The sequence below is a fragment of the Streptomyces marokkonensis genome, assembly GCF_039539045.1.
In the GTDB taxonomy this organism is placed as follows: Bacteria; Actinomycetota; Actinomycetes; order Streptomycetales; family Streptomycetaceae; genus Streptomyces; species Streptomyces marokkonensis.
Map to the genome: position 1 here is coordinate 70,340 of NZ_BAABCQ010000004.1, position 15,898 is coordinate 86,237.

The 15,898-nt window shown below is 71.0% G+C and carries 17 protein-coding genes; 7 read left to right on the top strand and 10 right to left on the bottom strand.

From position 1 onward, the window contains the following. The first annotated feature begins 3 nt into the window (after positions 1-3). Entirely contained in the window at positions 4-1,032 is a 1,029-nt protein-coding gene (locus ABEA26_RS01835) for a tellurite resistance/C4-dicarboxylate transporter family protein (RefSeq protein ID WP_345588509.1), read from the top strand. Here the strand turns inward: ABEA26_RS01835 and ABEA26_RS01840 are convergent. Continuing rightward, positions 1,010-1,363 (bottom strand): hypothetical protein, encoded by a 354-nt coding sequence (locus ABEA26_RS01840; protein ID WP_345588511.1) that lies wholly within the window; start codon positions 1,361-1,363, stop codon positions 1,010-1,012. The genes ABEA26_RS01835 and ABEA26_RS01840 overlap by 23 nt on opposite strands. A 309-nt stretch (positions 1,364-1,672) precedes the next feature. On the opposite strand from ABEA26_RS01840, the gene ABEA26_RS01845 reads away from it, so the two are divergent. Further along, positions 1,673-2,731 (top strand): C40 family peptidase, encoded by a 1,059-nt coding sequence (locus tag ABEA26_RS01845; protein WP_345588513.1) that lies wholly within the window; start codon positions 1,673-1,675, stop codon positions 2,729-2,731. Here the strand turns inward: ABEA26_RS01845 and ABEA26_RS01850 are convergent. From ABEA26_RS01850 to ABEA26_RS01860, 3 genes are all read right to left on the bottom strand, one after another. Continuing rightward, positions 2,715-3,674 (bottom strand): MarR family transcriptional regulator, encoded by a 960-nt coding sequence (locus ABEA26_RS01850; protein ID WP_345588515.1) that lies wholly within the window; start codon positions 3,672-3,674, stop codon positions 2,715-2,717. The two genes, ABEA26_RS01845 and ABEA26_RS01850, sit on opposite strands and share 17 nt — an antisense overlap. 295 nt (positions 3,675-3,969) lie before the next feature. Next, positions 3,970-4,218, bottom strand: a complete 249-nt coding sequence (locus ABEA26_RS01855) for a DUF397 domain-containing protein (RefSeq protein ID WP_345588517.1) — start codon at positions 4,216-4,218, stop codon at positions 3,970-3,972. Beyond that, a complete protein-coding gene (locus tag ABEA26_RS01860; protein WP_345588518.1) occupies positions 4,215-5,027 on the bottom strand; it encodes a helix-turn-helix domain-containing protein in 813 nt (270 codons plus the stop codon). The genes ABEA26_RS01855 and ABEA26_RS01860 overlap by 4 nt, the downstream gene beginning before the upstream one ends. A gap of 129 nt (positions 5,028-5,156) precedes the next feature. Between ABEA26_RS01860 and ABEA26_RS01865 the strand changes: the two genes are divergently transcribed. Further along, on the top strand, positions 5,157-5,633 hold the full coding sequence (locus tag ABEA26_RS01865) for an ATP-binding protein (RefSeq protein WP_345588520.1): 477 nt from the start codon (positions 5,157-5,159) through the stop codon (positions 5,631-5,633). On the opposite strand, the gene ABEA26_RS01870 is transcribed toward ABEA26_RS01865, so the two are convergent. The 3 genes from ABEA26_RS01870 to ABEA26_RS01880 all read right to left on the bottom strand — a co-directional run bounded on the left by ABEA26_RS01870 (position 5,590) and on the right by ABEA26_RS01880 (position 8,274). Continuing rightward, positions 5,590-6,156, bottom strand: a complete 567-nt coding sequence (locus ABEA26_RS01870) for a chloramphenicol phosphotransferase CPT family protein (RefSeq protein ID WP_345588522.1) — start codon at positions 6,154-6,156, stop codon at positions 5,590-5,592. The genes ABEA26_RS01865 and ABEA26_RS01870 overlap by 44 nt on opposite strands. A gap of 82 nt (positions 6,157-6,238) precedes the next feature. Further along, the gene (locus ABEA26_RS01875) at positions 6,239-6,985 is read right to left on the bottom strand and encodes a LuxR C-terminal-related transcriptional regulator (RefSeq protein ID WP_345588523.1); all 747 of its coding nucleotides are present in this window, start codon (positions 6,983-6,985) and stop codon (positions 6,239-6,241) included. Next, entirely contained in the window at positions 6,982-8,274 is a 1,293-nt protein-coding gene (locus ABEA26_RS01880; RefSeq protein ID WP_345588524.1) for an ATP-binding protein, read from the bottom strand. Before ABEA26_RS01880 ends, ABEA26_RS01875 begins: the two co-directional genes overlap by 4 nt. A gap of 180 nt (positions 8,275-8,454) precedes the next feature. On the opposite strand from ABEA26_RS01880, the gene ABEA26_RS01885 reads away from it, so the two are divergent. Both ABEA26_RS01885 and ABEA26_RS01890 read left to right on the top strand, forming a co-directional pair. Beyond that, a complete protein-coding gene (locus ABEA26_RS01885) occupies positions 8,455-9,885 on the top strand; it encodes a PspC domain-containing protein (protein ID WP_345588526.1) in 1,431 nt (476 codons plus the stop codon). After that, complete coding sequence (locus tag ABEA26_RS01890) at positions 9,872-10,117, top strand: hypothetical protein (protein ID WP_345588528.1); 246 nt, start codon at positions 9,872-9,874, stop codon at positions 10,115-10,117. The genes ABEA26_RS01885 and ABEA26_RS01890 overlap by 14 nt, the downstream gene beginning before the upstream one ends. Positions 10,118-10,382: 265 nt before the next feature. Here the strand turns inward: ABEA26_RS01890 and ABEA26_RS01895 are convergent, their stop codons facing one another. Further along, positions 10,383-10,904 carry a DoxX family protein gene (locus ABEA26_RS01895; RefSeq protein ID WP_345588530.1) on the bottom strand — a complete coding sequence of 174 codons (522 nt, stop codon included), beginning with the start codon at positions 10,902-10,904 and terminating at the stop codon, positions 10,383-10,385. Positions 10,905-11,097: 193 nt separating this feature from the next. Continuing rightward, positions 11,098-12,393, bottom strand: a complete 1,296-nt coding sequence (locus ABEA26_RS01900; RefSeq protein WP_345588532.1) for a hypothetical protein — start codon at positions 12,391-12,393, stop codon at positions 11,098-11,100. A gap of 203 nt (positions 12,394-12,596) precedes the next feature. Between ABEA26_RS01900 and ABEA26_RS01905 the strand changes: the two genes are divergently transcribed. Both ABEA26_RS01905 and ABEA26_RS01910 read left to right on the top strand, forming a co-directional pair. Next, the gene (locus tag ABEA26_RS01905) at positions 12,597-13,493 is read left to right on the top strand and encodes a DUF4429 domain-containing protein (protein ID WP_345588534.1); all 897 of its coding nucleotides are present in this window, start codon (positions 12,597-12,599) and stop codon (positions 13,491-13,493) included. Between the two features lie 72 nt (positions 13,494-13,565). Then, positions 13,566-14,048, top strand: coding sequence for a pyridoxamine 5'-phosphate oxidase family protein (locus ABEA26_RS01910; protein WP_345588535.1), 483 nt, complete (start codon positions 13,566-13,568; stop codon positions 14,046-14,048). 9 nt (positions 14,049-14,057) lie between these two features. Here the strand turns inward: ABEA26_RS01910 and guaA are convergent, their stop codons facing one another. Further along, positions 14,058-15,638, bottom strand: a complete 1,581-nt coding sequence (guaA, locus tag ABEA26_RS01915; RefSeq protein ID WP_345588537.1) for a glutamine-hydrolyzing GMP synthase — start codon at positions 15,636-15,638, stop codon at positions 14,058-14,060. Positions 15,639-15,898 lie beyond the last annotated feature (260 nt).

The window sequence follows — 15,898 nt, forward strand, 5'->3', positions numbered from 1 at the left end:
CACATGTCATCCGGCACCTCTCCCACCTCCCCCTACCCGCTGCGCGCCTGGTGGGCGCAGCGCCCGCCGGCGGCCGGGGCCGCGGTGATGGCGACCGGCATCGTGTCGGTCGCCCTGCACCTGACGGGCCACGAGATCCTGTCCCGGATCGCCCTGGTCCTGGCCTGCGCCGCCTGGCTGACGCTGGCGGCGAACTTCGTCTACCTGCTGCTGGTCGAGCGCGCGCAGTGGCTGACGCGGGCGGGGACGCCGGGCGCGCTGACCGCCGTCGCCGCCACCACCGTGCTCGGCACCCGCTTCTCCCTGCTCGACCGGCCGCTCCTGGCGGCGGCCCTGCTGGCCCTGGCGGCACTGCTGTGGCCGGTGCTGCTGCTCCTGGTCGTACGGCACTGGGGGCGCAGGATGCCGGGCGCCGTGTTCCTGGGCTGCGTGGCCACGGAGGGCCTCGCCGTACTCGGCGCCACGCTGGCAGCGGCGACCACGACGCCCTGGCTGGCGCACGCGTCGCTGGTGCCCTTCTGGCTGGGCATCGTGCTCTACCTGATCGCGCTGTTCCGCTTCGATCTGCGGCAGGTGGCCCGGGGCAGCGGCGACCACTGGGTGGCGGGCGGCGCGCTCGCCATCTCGGCGCTCGCGGGTGCCAAGCTGCTCGCGGCGGCCGGGACTGGCATGTACCTGTGGAACGACGACGACTACGCCGTCCTCCACGACGTGACCGTCTTCCTGCTCGCCCTCGACCTCGCCTGGTACGCGGCGCTCCTCGCCGCCGAGATCGCGTGGCCCCGGATCCGTTACGACGTACGCCGCTGGTCGACCGTCTTCCCGCTCGGCATGACGGCGGCGGCGACGCTGTCCGTCGCCGCCGTCATCGACGTCCCGTGGCTGGAAGCACCGGGCCAGGCCCTGCTGTGGATCTCGGTGGCCGCGTGGCTGGTGGTCGCGACCGGGGCGGTCGCCCAGGCCAGGGCGGGGCTCCGGTCCCCGGCCCCGGACATGGGCACCGCCGCCCTCAGGTCCACAGCACGGCGATGAAGATGTTCACCACGGTCAGCAGGCCCACCAGCCCGAACAGCGGCTTCTCCACCTTCTCGTCGTCGCGCTTCACGTAGACCAGACCGAGGATCACGATCAGTACGGCGAGCTTCACGCCCATCTTCACGTTGTCGACGGACTGGTCGTCGGCCTGGTTGAGGCCGATCAGGATGACGCCGGTGACCAGCATCGTCAGCGCGCCGTGCAGCATCGCCGGAACGAAACGGGCCGTGCCCTGGCCCATCGCCTTCATCTGGGTCAGGAAGCCTCCGAGGAGCGACGCGATGCCGATGATGTGCAGACCGACGAAGATGTGGATGAGTACGTCCATGAGGCCGGAGCCTAATCAGGGCCCCGGACACCCTCCGACACCGGCCCGCCCGCGAGGACGCCCGCACTTCCCTCGGCACGCACAGGCACCCCGTAACACCTCACACCTCTCAACTACCCCCGTTCCGTCACATCGGTCATCACTCAGCGTGAAGACGACAGTCGTGAATCGACCCTCTGCTCACTTACGGTCGCCGGTCGATCCAGTACCGCCACTTCCGCGCATCCCGCCACCCGGCCGTTACCGGCGCGCCTAGCGTCCTCCCGCAGGCAACCGGAATCGAGCCGTACGGAAGGACGTGGATCGCAGGTGGGAACGCACCGCAGGCCGCGACAGCGCGCGATGGGCGGCGGGAGAGTCCGTACGGCGGTCACGATCACCCTCGCGGGCGCGGCCACCGCCACGGCCCTGGGCGGCGGGACCGGGCACGCCGACCCGAAGCCCACCGCTACACAGGTCAAGGCCAAGGTGGACAAGCTCTACCGGGAGGCGGAGATCGCCACCGAGAAGTACAACGGCGCGAAGGAAAGGGCGGACGCCGCCGAGCAGCGCCTTGAGGAACTGCGCGACGAGGCGGCCCGCAAGGAGGGCCGGCTGAACTCGGCACGCGAGGCGCTGGGCTCGGTCGCGGCGGCCCAGTACCGCAGCGGCGGCCTCGACCCGGCCCTGCAACTCGCACTCTCCGCCGACCCCGACCGGTATCTCGCCGACGCCGCGTTCGTCGAGCGGGTGGGCAGCCGGCAGACGGCCGCCGTCGGCCGGGTACGCAAGGAACTCCGGGAGATCGAGCAGCTGCGCGGAGCCGCCCGTATCGAGGTGACCTCACTGACGTCCCGCCGGGCCGAACTGAAAAGCCACCGCGAGACCGTCACCGGCAAGCTGGAGACGGCCCGCCGCCTCCTGTCCCGGCTGACCGCCGAGGAACGCGCCGGCCTCGCCCACGGCACGAACGACCGCGCCTCACGCTCCTCGGAGGCCGACCGCGACGCCCCGGCCGCCTCTTCTTCCCAGGCGCCCAACGCCCGTGCGGCGGCGGCCGTCGCCTACGCCCACCAGAAGATCGGCAGCCCCTACGTGTGGGGCGCGACCGGCCCCGACGCCTTCGACTGCTCGGGCCTCATCCAGGCCGCCTACCGCGCGGCCGGCGTCTCCCTGCCCCGCACGACCTACGCCCAGATCGACGCGGGTCGCCGTGTCTCACGGTCCGAACTGCGTCCGGGGGACCTGGTCTTCTTCTACTCGGGCATCAGTCACGTCGGCATCTACATCGGCGACGGCCGCATGATCCACGCCCCGAACCCGTCGGCCCCGGTCCGCGTCGCCCCGCTCGACGTGATGCCGTTCGCGGGGGCTACGCGGGTGGTGTGACAGTGACGGCTTGGCGACGGCGGTCACGGGCCGCCAGCGCCGCCTCGCGGGCAAGCGCGACGGCACGGGACGCGGCGACGGGCGGAGCCTTCTCGACGACGTACCGGGCGTCGCCACGCGGCGCGACGGTACGGCATCCCTGGCACAGCCCACCGTCGAAGGCGGCGGGCCGCCCCGGTACGCCGCACTCGGTGCACTCCGGCATGAGGCGACCGAGGAGGCGGGGCTCGGGGACGCCGGGCGTCGAGTCCGGTCCCGTGGCGGGCGTCGGCACGGGCGGCAACTTGTCCCGCAGCCGACGGCCCACAAGCCCGCGCGGCGAGTGCACGACGTCGGGCAGGCCGCAGGTGAGGGCCTGCATCAGCGAGACGGAACTGGCTCCCCGTTCCAGCCAGGGGACGACCAGGTCGGCGAGGTCGTTGCAGTCGGCGTCGGACAGGGCGAGGCGCGGTTCGACCCGCCCGAGCCGGGCGAGGGTGCGGTAGGCGGTGGAGCGGTGCGTTTCGGGGGTGAGAGGTACGGGCGCGGGCGCGGGCTCACTCGGTGGGGTGGCCTCACCCGTGCCGTCGACCGGCGTCGCGACGTCCACGGTGACGTCACCACCCAGGAGGCGTGCCCACCAGGCGTTGTCCCGCGCGGTGCTGGACCAGAACGTACGGAACACCCAGCGCGTGCCGCCGTCGCCGTTCGCGGCGAGGCCCCGCACACGGTGCAGATGCCCGGCGCGGGAGAGGAAGTTGAGCGCGCTGCGGACGGCCTGCTGTCCGTACAGCGGGAGCGCCTTGGCGAGGCTCTTCACGTCCATCGCGGCGCCCTCCGGCAGCCGGTGCACGTAGGCGGCGATGTAGGCCTCGCGGGCGGGAAGGTGCGAGAAGTCGACGGGCCGGAAGGCGGCGCCGGGCTCGACCGGGGCGGTGCGCTTGCCGTAGCCGGGATTGGCCATGGGATGAGCGCGGGTGCGGGCAGGGCGGCGTTAGAGTCTTGGTAAGCCACGAGATCGGTTCCTTAGCTTTCGATCTTGAGGTGAGACCCCGGCGGGTGCTGGTAACACCCGACCGGGGTTGTTTGTTGCCGGGAACGCTAGAGGGTGGCGACAGTGCGTCGCAACCCGATCACGAAAAGTCACCCCGGCTTGACGAACGGCCCTTCGCCGCCGGGAGGGTGGGCGGTGGGTGGGTTGAACCCCACCACCATTCCTCACAAACGCCGCTCGACTCCCGAGCCTCGCCCCTCGAAGCTCAAGCGCCGGTACGCGCGTACGCGACGAAGGCACCCCAGGCCGCTCCGTCGACGGAAAACCGGGGGCTCCGGGGCCCGAGCTTCGAGTCCCGGACGTGGATGGTGTGGGGGCATGGGGCGACTTCGACGCAGCTGCCACCCTGGCTGTCGCTGTGGCCGGACTTACGCCAGTCGAGGGCTACTTCGAGGCAGTTACCACCCTCGGTACCGCTGTACGTGGACTTGAACCACCGCAGGTCCCTGTTCATTGCCCCTCCGCCACCTTGCCGATGAATGGCGCGGACTCCGAAAGACTCAACGCCAGTCGAAGGATCATCGCATGGCGCTGCGTGGCGATACTGACGCGATTCGGATCCGAATACAGGACGCCAGCCGTCTGTCCCTCCTCATACCCAACATGCTCGTGCTCCGGGGTCTCCAACAAGACAAGTGGCCCGTTGAGGCCAGGATGTGCGCCAACGACGGGAAGCACCTGCACCGTGACATTCCGTTGCTGCGACACGGTCAACAGGTGGCGCAGCTGACTTGAGTGCGCTTCGGCTCCTCCAACCTTGTTGCGCAGCGCAGACTCGCCGATCACGAAGCTGAAGGATCTGGTCTGCTTCGTCAGTAGGTCTTGGCGCTTGAGTCGCGCCGTCACGCGCTCTTCAACGGTCTCGTCATCCAGCGGGGGCCAGTGAGCTTTAAGTAGCGATCGGGCCGTATCTTCTGTCTGCAGGAGCCCAGGGATGAGCAGTGGCTCGTAGGTGCTGAGCGAGATGGCCTCGGACTCGTACCGGATGAAGTCCTGCGAGAAGGTCGGGAACGGCTCCGGCTTCAGATACTCCTGCGCGGCAACCAGCTTCCCGCCGGCCCCGCACACCTGATCCGCGATCTGCAACAGCCGCAGCGTGGGCCGACGGCGGCCGTTCTCCATCGACTTGACGTACTCGTAGTCGTAACCGGCTTCCTTGGCCAGCGCATCGCGGCCGACGCCGGCCCCCGCACGCCACATCTTGATCTGGCTGCCGCAGTACCGCCACGCGATCGGTGGCTGGGAGTTCACCTCGGTCGACACGCGTACCTCCGCCGGGCCACGCAGGGTACAGGCACTCGCTGTACCCGCTCCGTCACTCGTGAGGCTACGCGCGAGCCGGGACGGTGATCTCGCCAACCACCAAACATCGACGCAAGGGATGAACAGCGCATGCAGACCCCGTGGCCGCCACTGCCTACGACGACACCGAAGGACATCGGGTGGCGGCTACCGCGTCACGCGCGCAGCGTGGGCCGGGCACACGCGCTGTTCCGCGATCAGGCGGCCTCCTGGGAGCTGCCGCAGGACATGACGGACACGGCGGAGCTTCTCCTGAGCGAGCTGATGACGAACGCGTACCGCCACGCCCGGGTCCCGGCCGGCCGCGAGATCCGGGCCCGCTGCCTGCTCACGGACGACCGCCTCCGCGTCACGGTGACGGACGCCGACGCCACACTCCCGACACCCGCCACGGCCTGCCCGGACGACGTGTCGGGCCGAGGCCTGGCGCTGGTGGTGGCCCTGACGGACGACTGGGGCGCGGAGGGAAGGGACTGCGGCATCGGCAAGGAGGTGTGGTTCGAGATGTCACGCGTGCCTGGGGTCAGCGAGGAGGCGAGCCGACGTGTCTCAGGCGGAGCCGGGTGAAGGCGGTGGGGGTGGGGCGGTGTGGGAGGAAATCCCTGATCCGCTGCGCGCACTCACGCGGGCTCGCCGTGCCCGTGTCGCACTCCAGGTCGTAGTCACCGTGGCTGTGCACACGCTCGTACTGGTGGGCGACAAGGCCCGACGGGCGGTCACCCCGGGCGAGCTCGCGTCGGGTCAACTCGTCCAGCGGGCAACGCACACCGACGAACAGTACGTCCTCGGCCGGCAACAACGTCAGACAGTCGAGCAGCCGCCACGGCTCACTCAGCACATGGTCGACCACGATGTCGTTGCCCGCCTCGGCCATGGCCGCGATCGAGCGGTGAAGGCCCATCCGGGTCCGCCGCAACGCGGCATCGAGCTCGTCGGCCCCGAGGTCTCGCTTGCTCCGCATCGCGTTGAAGGTGTCGACCGCCATGTGAAAGAAGACGCCGTCGTCCAGGATCGCCAGAAGCTCCCGAGCGATGCTCGACTTTCCCGAACTGGAGGTACCGTTGAGGAAGATGATCCGCCCAGACGCCATGCACGCATGATCACACGCTGCTGGGGCCACGTCAGGGGGAGTCTCTACCGGCGCACCCCCTCCGCCCGGCCACCCCGCGTGCTCACACCAGCCGCCGCGCCGTAGCCCACCGTGTCAGCTCGTGGCGGTTGGACAGCTGGAGCTTGCGGAGGACCGCCGAGACGTGGGACTCGACCGTCTTGACCGAGATGTACAGCTGCTTGGCGATCTCCTTGTACGCGTAACCGCGGGCGATCAGGCGCAGCACCTCGCGCTCGCGCTGGGTGAGTCGGTCCATGTCCTCGTCGACCGGCGGGGCGTCGGTGGAGGCGAACGCGTCGAGGACGAAACCGGCCAGGCGCGGGGAGAAGACGGCGTCGCCCTCCTGGACGCGGAAGACGGAGTTCACCAGGTCCGTGCCCGTGATCGTCTTGGTCACGTAGCCGCGGGCGCCGCCACGGATCACGCCGATCACGTCCTCCGCCGCGTCCGAGACGGACAGGGCGAGAAAGCGGACGGGCTGCTCCGCGTCACTCATCAAGGGGGCGCAGCGGCGCAGGACTTCGACACCGCCGCCGCCCGGGAGGTGTACGTCGAGGAGGACCACCTCCGGACGGGTCGCGGTGATGACCGTGACGGCCTGGTCGACGTCGGCGGCCTCGCCGACGACCTCGACGCCGGTCTCGGTGGTCTGGCCTATCTCGGCCTGGACGCCGGTGCGGAACATGCGGTGGTCGTCGACGAGCACCACGCGTACGTGACGCTCCGCCGCGCCGCCGTTCGCCGGCTGTGCGGGCTGGGCCGCCTCGCCCGCTCCCGTGTTTCCGTTCGCCTCGGTCGGGTCGCTCATGACGTCTTCTCCGCCCTCTCCATCTCCAGCTCGACCTCGGTGCCGCCGTCCGGCACCGCGCGCAGCCGCGCCGTGCCGCCGTTGCGTTCCATGCGGCCGACGATCGATTCTCTGACACCCATCCGGTCGGCGGGTATCGATTCGAGGTCGAAGCCGGGGCCTCGGTCCCGGACGGACACGAAGACCGTCCTGCCCTCGACTTCGGCGAAGACCTGAACGGCGCCGCCCTCGCCACCGTACTTGGCGGCGTTCACCATCGCCTCGCGTCCGGCCTGCATCTGTGCGGCGATTCTCTCGTCGAGGGGGCAGTCGCCGACGACCACGACCTCGATGGGAACGCCGTGCTTGTCCTCCACCTCCGCGGCATTGCGCTTCACGGCCTCGGCGAGCGTGGTGGGCTCGTCGTCCTCGTCCTTGCCGTTGCCCTCGGGCTTGTAGAGCCAGGCGCGCAGGTCGCGCTCCTGGGCCCGGGCGAGGCGGCGCACCTCGCTCGCGCTCTCCGCGTTGCGTTGGATCAACGTCAGGGTGTGCAGCACCGAGTCGTGGACGTGGGCGGCGACCTCGGCGCGCTCCTGCGCCCGGATGCGCATCAGCCGCTCCTCCGAGAGGTCCTGCGTCATCCGCACCAGGTAGGGGCCGGCGAGGAGCGTTATGCCGACGAGGACGGCGAGGGCCGCCTGGAGAACGGAGCCGAGGTGGGCGGCGGACCCCTGCAGGACGAAGATGCCGGTGACACCGGCCGTCACCAGCAGGACGCCGGCCACGGAGCGCAGCAGGGTGACGGTGCGCCGATGGCGCCCCACCTCGGCCCAGCGGGCCCGGCGGGCGTTGTCCGCCTGGCGCCAGACGAGGGCGACGCCCGCGCCGACGAGCACCGTCGGCCAGAGGTAGGCCTTGGCTCCGCCACCGAGGTCGACGTTCCCCACGAAGACCAGGGCGATGACGACCATGAGGAGCAGGGCGACGATCTGGCCCCTGTCGGGCTTGCGGGTGACGAGTCTGCGGCGGCCGTCCGGCGAGGTCTCGGAGGTGACGAGGGACGGCGGCCGCTGGGCGTCGACGCCGCCGACGCCCAGCGGTACGAAGAACCAGAAGGCCGCGTACAGCAGCGCGCCGAGACCGTCGGCCATGAACAGGCCTACGAAGATGAACCGTACCCAGATGACGGGCAGCCCGAGGTGCCCGGCGAGCCCCCGCGCCACGCCACCGAGCCAGCGTCCGTCGCTGCTGCGGTAGAGCTTGCGCGGCGGCCGCTGTTCAAGAAGTGGTGCTGCTGCGGCTTCCGGCATGACACTGATGGTCACACGACCGTGGGAGTCGGAGCATCAGGGTCGGTCCCCGAGACTCCCCTGATCTTCGGGCGCCCGGTGCTTCGAACGCTCCCCCGGCGTCATGTCAGGGCCGATATCAGGGTCCGACCAGGGTCGAACCGACTGCCGTCACGGCGCCGCGCCCGTCACCATGGACTCATGACAGATCACGAGCACGCCGCGACGGGTCCGGGACCCGGTCCCGGCCCGCGCCCATCACGGGGCGCCGGGCCGCAGGATGCCGCGCCCGCCGCGGATGCCGCGGGTGCCGCAGCCGGGGCGGGCGTCCCCGCAGGCCCCGATGTCCCCGGTCCGCCCCACAAGTTCCGGCGCGACCGGCGGCACAAGACGCTCGCCGGGGTGTGCGCGGGCCTCGGACGGCAGTGCGACATGGATCCGGTCATCTTCCGGATCACCCTCGCGGTGCTCTCCGCGACCGGTGGCATCGGCCTCATCTTCTACGGCTTCGCCTGGCTCTTCGTCCCCTACGACGACGATGACGAGAACGAGGTGCGCAAGCTGCTGACCGGCCGGGTCGACGGCCACGCACTGGCGGCCGTGCTGTTCGCCCTGGTCGGCTGCGGGGTCTTCCTGACCATGCTGAACAACGGCGGGGTGCTGAGCTTCGGCGTCGTCCTGTCCCTCCTTCTCGCGGGCGCCGGCTACTGGTCCCGGCAGCGGAGAGCCCCCGCCCCCGACCCCCTCTCCGCCCAGGCCGTCGCCGACGCCCCGCCCGAGGCCCAGGCGCCGCCGATCATGCTCACCTGGCCCTCCTGGTGGCGCGACCCCATGGTCAAGGACGGCACTCACATCGGCGGGACGGGATATCTGTGGGGCCCACCGGACTCCGAGGAGCGTGACATCGCGGCGGCCGTCAACATCGGCCGCGGAGTCCAGGGCGGCGACCGCGCCGCCGCCGGCGGCGACGACCGGCGACCGCGGCACCCGCAGCCGCGCGGACCTCGCGGAATCGGCGGCTGGGTCTTCCTCCTCGCCCTGCTCGCGGGCTTCCTCGGCACCCGGCTGACCTGGGACGAGCAGCCACTCGGCACCAGTTTGCAGACCGGCCTGGCCTGCGCGCTCGCCGTCTTCGGCGTCGGCATCGCGGTCAGCGCCTTCCTCGGGCGCACGGGAGCCGGTTCGATCTTCCTGGCGGTCATCACGGCGGGTCTGCTCGCCGGGACGGCGGCCGTGCCGAAGGACGTCGGCACCGAGTGGGTCCGGACCACCTGGGAGCCCACGACGGTGGCGGGTGTGCGCGAGCAGTACGACATCGGTGCCGGCAGCGGCACACTCGACCTGTCCGGGCTGGACCTGGCCGAGGGACAGACGGTGACCACCCGGGCCGACGTGAGCCTGGGCCGAATACGGGTCGTCGTGCCGCAGGACGTGACCGTGCGGCTGAGCGTCCAGGTGGGCGTGGGCGACATCCAGCTGCCCGGCGACAACAACCAGGACGTGGACGTGGCACCGGGCAAGCACAAGGAGGTCACCCTGTCCCCCACCACGGACGGCAAGAACGCCGGCACGCTCGACCTCGACCTCCAGGTCGGCGTCGGACAGGCGGAGGTGACCCGTGCTACGTCATAGGTTCCAGCCCGGCCGACTGGTCGCCGGCTTCTTCCTGACCCTGGCGGGCGTCATCTACGCGGGCGACGCGGGCGGTCTCTGGGACACGCCGTGGTTCGTGGTGATCCCCGTCGTCGTGGGCGGGCTCTGCACCGCGGGAGTGGTCGGAGTCTGCACCCGGGCCGTACACCGACGCCATGGGACGCTCCGCGCAGCGAAGGAGGGTGGGCCCCGGGCGGACCTCTCGGCGTGACAGCTGACAGTGCTCGGACTCGGACGGCCGGCACCCGTGGGCCGACCCTGCGCGGTGACGGCCGCTCAAATGAGCGGGACGTGAACACTCGGCAGCAATAGTTCACGCGTTTACACGACGGACCCTCGGAGGACACCCCGAGCCGTCGGAGGGTGCGCCGAGCCGGCCATCGGTGACCACTCCGGCCGCCGACTCCGCCGACTCCACCGACTCCGCCGACTCCGCCCGACAGGACCGGCACGGCCGCCGGTCGACGCGGCGGAGCCTACTGGTATCCGCCGCCCATCCGCTGTCGTCGCCGGGAGCGAAGCGCGGCGTCCAGGGACAGCAGCGGAGCGCCCGCCAGGACGAGCGGGGTCCAGGCCATCAAGTAGGCGAGATCATTGCCGTAGTAGTAAGGGTCGGAGGCCCAGCTGACGGTCAGCCACAGGCTGAGCGAGATCAGCGCGCCACCGAGCGCCGCCAGCCGGGTCAGCAGACCCAGCAGAGCTCCGATGCCGACGGCCAGCTCACCCAGGGCGATGGCGTAGCCGAAGCCGGCGGGGTTCTTCAGGGCCAGGTCGACCAGAGAGGGGAGGGCCGAGGAATCGCGGACGGTACGCATCATGTCGCCGACTGAGCCGGCGCCCGCGTCCTTCATGAAGGCGCTGTCGGTGAGTTTGTCCAGGCCCGCGTAGATGAAGGTGACGCCCAAGAAGATCCGTAGTGGCAGGAGGGCGTACCGGGTGGCGTGGTCCCGCCAGTCCCCACCGCCGCCCGGATGCGAGGTGTGCGCATCCGTCCGCATACCGTGAGTCACCATTGTCAGCCGCCTCTCGCCCGCGCGTGCAGAGACCCCTCAACAGACCATACGTACGACGCGGAGGCCTCGCTCAATCCTCCTTGGACAGGTTTCTTCCCGTTCGGTTTCGAGAGGCTTCCGTTTCGATCGGAAGCTTCCGTTTCGAGAGGCTGTCGTCGGCTGCGGACGCGGCGGGGCGTCAGTCCGTCACGTCGATGGCGTACCGGTTGGTTTCCACACCCGCGCTCGTGACCACCTGGACGTCCACCCGACCCGGTTCCACATCCGCCGGTACCGGGACCGTCAACAGGTCGTCCGAGGGGTTGCTGAAGCCGCCCGTCACGGGGACCAGGGGCACGTGGACGTTGACCGCGCCGATGCGGACGACCATCCGGGACAGCCGGTCCGCACCCTGGGCACCCGGTGGTACGAAGCCGGCGCCGCGGATCTCGATGTCGTCGCCGGTGCGAATCGGGGCGTCCAGGTCACCGGCCTCCCGTGCCCGGACCACGGAGAGGACCACGGGGCGCCCGCCCTCCGCGTACTTCCCCGCCAGGTAGGTCGCCGCCGAGACCAGCACCACGACCGCCAGCCCCCACGGCAGGTCGGGCAGTTGTTCCGGGCGCCGGGCCAGCCGTACCGCCGCGAACACCAGGGCGACGGTGCTGATCACCACGTACTGGATGTCGGCGAAGGACCCACGTCCCGCGTCGTCCGTCAGCAGGTCGGCCGCGCGCGGCCGGTCCGCACGTACCTTCTGCAGCCGCTGTCCCAGCACCCGCAGTCCGACCACCCGCCGTACCAGAACCGCGATCCCGCACACCACCGCGAGCACGGTCACCGCACCGGCGCCGCGCGCGAGTTCGAGCCCGGAGATCAGCGCGTCCCGTCGGCCGTTGCCCGAGGCCACCGCCAGCTGCCCGGCCAGCACGAGCACCGCGTAGGCGACGAAGAGCACCCAGACCGCGGCGACGGCCCGGGAGGTGGACAGGCGGTTGTCCTCGCCGATGACCGGGGCCAGCGCCCCGCCCCGCGCCCGGTGGAACCACGACGCCGCCGTCAGCGCACCGGCCACGACCAGCGCCGCCGCGAGCCCGGCGGTGCGCGCCGCCGTCCAGCCGGCCCCGATGGCGGTGAACGACTGCCCGAGGAGCAGCAGCACGACCGCGGCCCATACCAAGGCCGCCGTGTGGCGTCCCAGGCCCGCGAGCCACGCCCGGCCCTCGGCGCGTCCGCGTTCGGCGACGAGCCCCGCGGACTGGGTCAGCTCCTCCGAGACCCACTGCCGGGAGGCGGACGCCGAGTGGGCCACCGCGGCCGGCAGCCCTTGCCCGGCGGCGAACTCGTCCCGCCTGAGCAGGAACGCGGCGACCGCCCGGCGGTGCCCCTCACGGGCGCCGTGCGGGCAGTCCCCGCAGGTGCAGCCGCCCCCGTGCGCCGCCTCGTACGCGCCTTTGTCCGAGCCGCTCCCGCGTCTCGCCTCCTGCACCGCCACGACCGACGCCCGCCTTCCCGCAGCCCTGCGAAAATCCAGCAACGACAACCAAGGAACCACCTGCGGCAGCACCCGTAAGTCCCATGGGACGAAAGCGAATTGTGCCGTACACCACCCCCTGCGCGCCTGCCGCCCCCGGTCCGCTCTGCTCAGCGCGGGTGACACGCGGACCGCCATGTTGACCCGACTGCGAGAATTCCCTTATGGCCGAGATCATCCAGCGCGACGGGACCTGGGCGTTCGACGGCAGTACGGTCCGGATCACGCCGGGTCGGCACCGCTCGGTGTCACTGTTCCGGCAGACGTACGGAGAGGTCTCGGTGCCGCTGGAGGCGGTCACGGGCGTCGCCCTCGAACCGGAACGCAGACGCGGGCGGCTGCGGCTGCGGCTGCGCGAGGGCGCAGACCCCCTCCTCCAGGCGACCGGCGGCCGGTTGCCCGACGCGGCGGACCCCTACCGGCTGACGGTGGAGACCGACCGCTGCGGGGTCGCCGAGTACATCGCCGAGGAGATCCGCCACGCGCTGCTACTCGACCAGATCCCCAGAGAGCCCACAAAGGCCTACCTGCTGCCCGGGCCGCCGGTGCCGGTCTCGGCGCGTTCCTCGGACGGCACGGTCTCCTTCGACGGCGCCCAGGTGCGGATCGACTGGGCCGACACCTCCGATCGCGTCAAGCGCGCCACCGGCCCGCGGATCATCGACGTCGGCGATCTGACGAAGGTCGAGTGGCTGCCCAACTCGGGGGCGAAGGACGGTTTTCTGCGGTTCGTGACCCGGGAGACGGCGTTCGCCGCGCTGCTGCCGGAGAAGGACCCGTACGCGCTGGATCTGTGGGGCAGCACCCGCCGCGACCTGCTCACCGCGCTGATCGCCACGGCGGTCACGGCCCGGCTGCCGCACCCGTCGGCCCGTACGCACACGCACACGGCCTACCCGCCGCGCGCGGCGGGCTCACCACCACCAGCCGTACCGACCCCGGCCGATCATCACGACGTCCTGTTGCGCCGACTGCGCGAGCTGGGCGACCTGCATCGCAGTGGCGTGCTCACGGACGCGGAGTTCGCCACGACCAAGGCGGCCGTGCTCCGGAGTTTCTGATTTTCGGAGTTTCGGATTTGCTGACTTCATACCCGACAGAAGGTGTCGGGTTTGGGGTCCACACTCGGGTGTATGACATCGAGCACCGACGCCAACTGGGCCGAGTTCGCCGCCGTCGAACCCGCGCTGGCCGCCACCGTCGAGGCGCGCTTCGGCGCGTACACCCACCACACGCTCGCCACCCTGCGCAAGGACGGCTCGCCCCGCACCACCGGGCTGGAGGTGCGTTTCCTGGGCGGCGAGCTGTGGCTCGGCATGATGCCGGGCTCGCTGAAGGCGCTCGACCTGCGCCGTGACCCGCGGTTCGCGTTGCAGGCGAATCCTGGCGACGGCACCGGTATGGGCGGTGGCGACGTGCGGATCGGCGGCCGGGCGATCGAGGTCGAGGACCCCGAGAGGCGGGCCGCCTACGTGAAAGAGGTGGAACCGCCGGAGCCGTTCCACCTCTTCCGTACCGAGCTGACGGAGATCGTGCGGACCTGCGTCGAGGACGCCTGCCTGGTCGTCCAGGTCTGGCAGCCCGGGGAGTCCCTGCGCACGGTCAGGCGCGCATAGGGCCGGGGATCACTCCCACTCGATCGTCCCCGGGGGCTTCGAGGTCACGTCGAGGACGACCCGGTTGACGTCCTTGACCTCGTTGGTGATCCGTGTCGAGATCTTGGAGAGCACGTCGTACGGCAGCCGGGACCAGTCGGCCGTCATCGCGTCCTCGGAGGAGACGGGCCGCAGCACGATCGGGTGGCCGTAGGTGCGGCCGTCGCCCTGGACGCCGACGGAGCGGACGTCCGCGAGCAGTACCACGGGGCACTGCCAGATATCACGGTCGAGGCCGGCCTCGGTCAGCTCCTCGCGGGCGATCGCGTCGGCCTCGCGGAGCAGGTCGAGCCGCTCCTTGGTGACCTCGCCGACGATGCGGATGCCCAGGCCCGGCCCCGGGAAGGGCTGGCGCTGGACGATCTCGTCCGGCAGACCGAGCTCCTGGCCGACCATCCGGACCTCGTCCTTGAACAGCTGACGCAGCGGCTCGATGAGCTGGAACTCGAGGTCCTCGGGGAGCCCGCCGACGTTGTGGTGGGACTTGATGTTCGCCGCGCCGGTGCCGCCGCCGGACTCGACGACGTCCGGGTAGAGCGTGCCCTGGACGAGGAACTCCACGGCGGGGCCCTCGTCGGCGATGATCTCGGCCTGGGCCTGCTCGAAGACGCGGATGAACTCGCGGCCGATGATCTTCCGCTTCTGCTCCGGGTCGGAGACACCGGCCAGCGCGTTCAGGAACCGCTCGCTCGCGTCCACGACCTTCAGCTGCACGCCGGTCGCGGCGACGAAGTCCTTCTCGACCTGCTCGGTCTCACCCTTGCGCATCAGGCCGTGGTCGACGTAGACACAGGTCAGCTGGGAGCCGATGGCCTTCTGGACGAGGGCGGCGGCGACGGCGGAGTCCACGCCGCCGGACAGGCCGCAGATGGCGCGCCTGTCGCCGACCTGCTCGCGGATCGCCGCGACCTGCTCCTCGATGACGTTGCCCGTGGTCCAGTCCGGGCGCAGGCCCGCGCCCCGGTACAGGAAGTGCTCCAGCACCTGCTGCCCGTGCGTGGAGTGCATCACCTCGGGGTGGTACTGGACTCCGTAGAGCTTCTTCTCGTCGTTCTCGAAGGCGGCGACCGGGACGACGTCCGTGGAGCCGGTGACGGTGAAGCCCTCGGGGGCGGCGGAGCAGGCGTCGCCGTGGGACATCCACACGGCCTGCTCGGCCGGCGTGCCCTCGAAGAGGGTGGAGGACGGCTTGGAGACCGACAGTTCGGTGCGGCCGTACTCACGGGCGCCGGAGTTGTCGACGGTGCCGCCGAGGGTCTGCGCCATCAGCTGGAAGCCGTAGCACATGCCGAAGACGGGGACGCCGGCCTCGAACAGGGCGCGGTCGACGGTCGGGGCGCCGGGCTCGTACACCGACGATGGGCCGCCGGAGAGAACGATGGCCGCCGGGTTCTTGGCGAGCATCTCCGCGACCGGCATGGAGCTCGGCACGATCTCGCTGTAGACCCGCGCCTCGCGGACACGGCGGGCGATGAGCTGGGCGTACTGCGCGCCGAAGTCGACGACCAGGACGGTGTCGGGGGCGGCGGCAGCGGGAGTCGCTGATGACACGGGGTGCCTTCCGGCGGTCGGGCGGGGGTCTTGTACTGCCGATTCTACCGAGACGGGCAGGTGGCCCCGCCCCGGCCACGGCACCACGGTCACCCCGCCTCCACGTCTCACCATGCGAACCGGCTTGGACACCGTCCGTCCCCGGGGCATACTGAGCCCATGCTCACGCACCAGACCTTCGTCTTTACCTATGGCAACCGGCCCACCGGCTGCCATGGTCGTGCTGCTTGAGCAACTGACAAGCGACTTCCCAGGCGCCC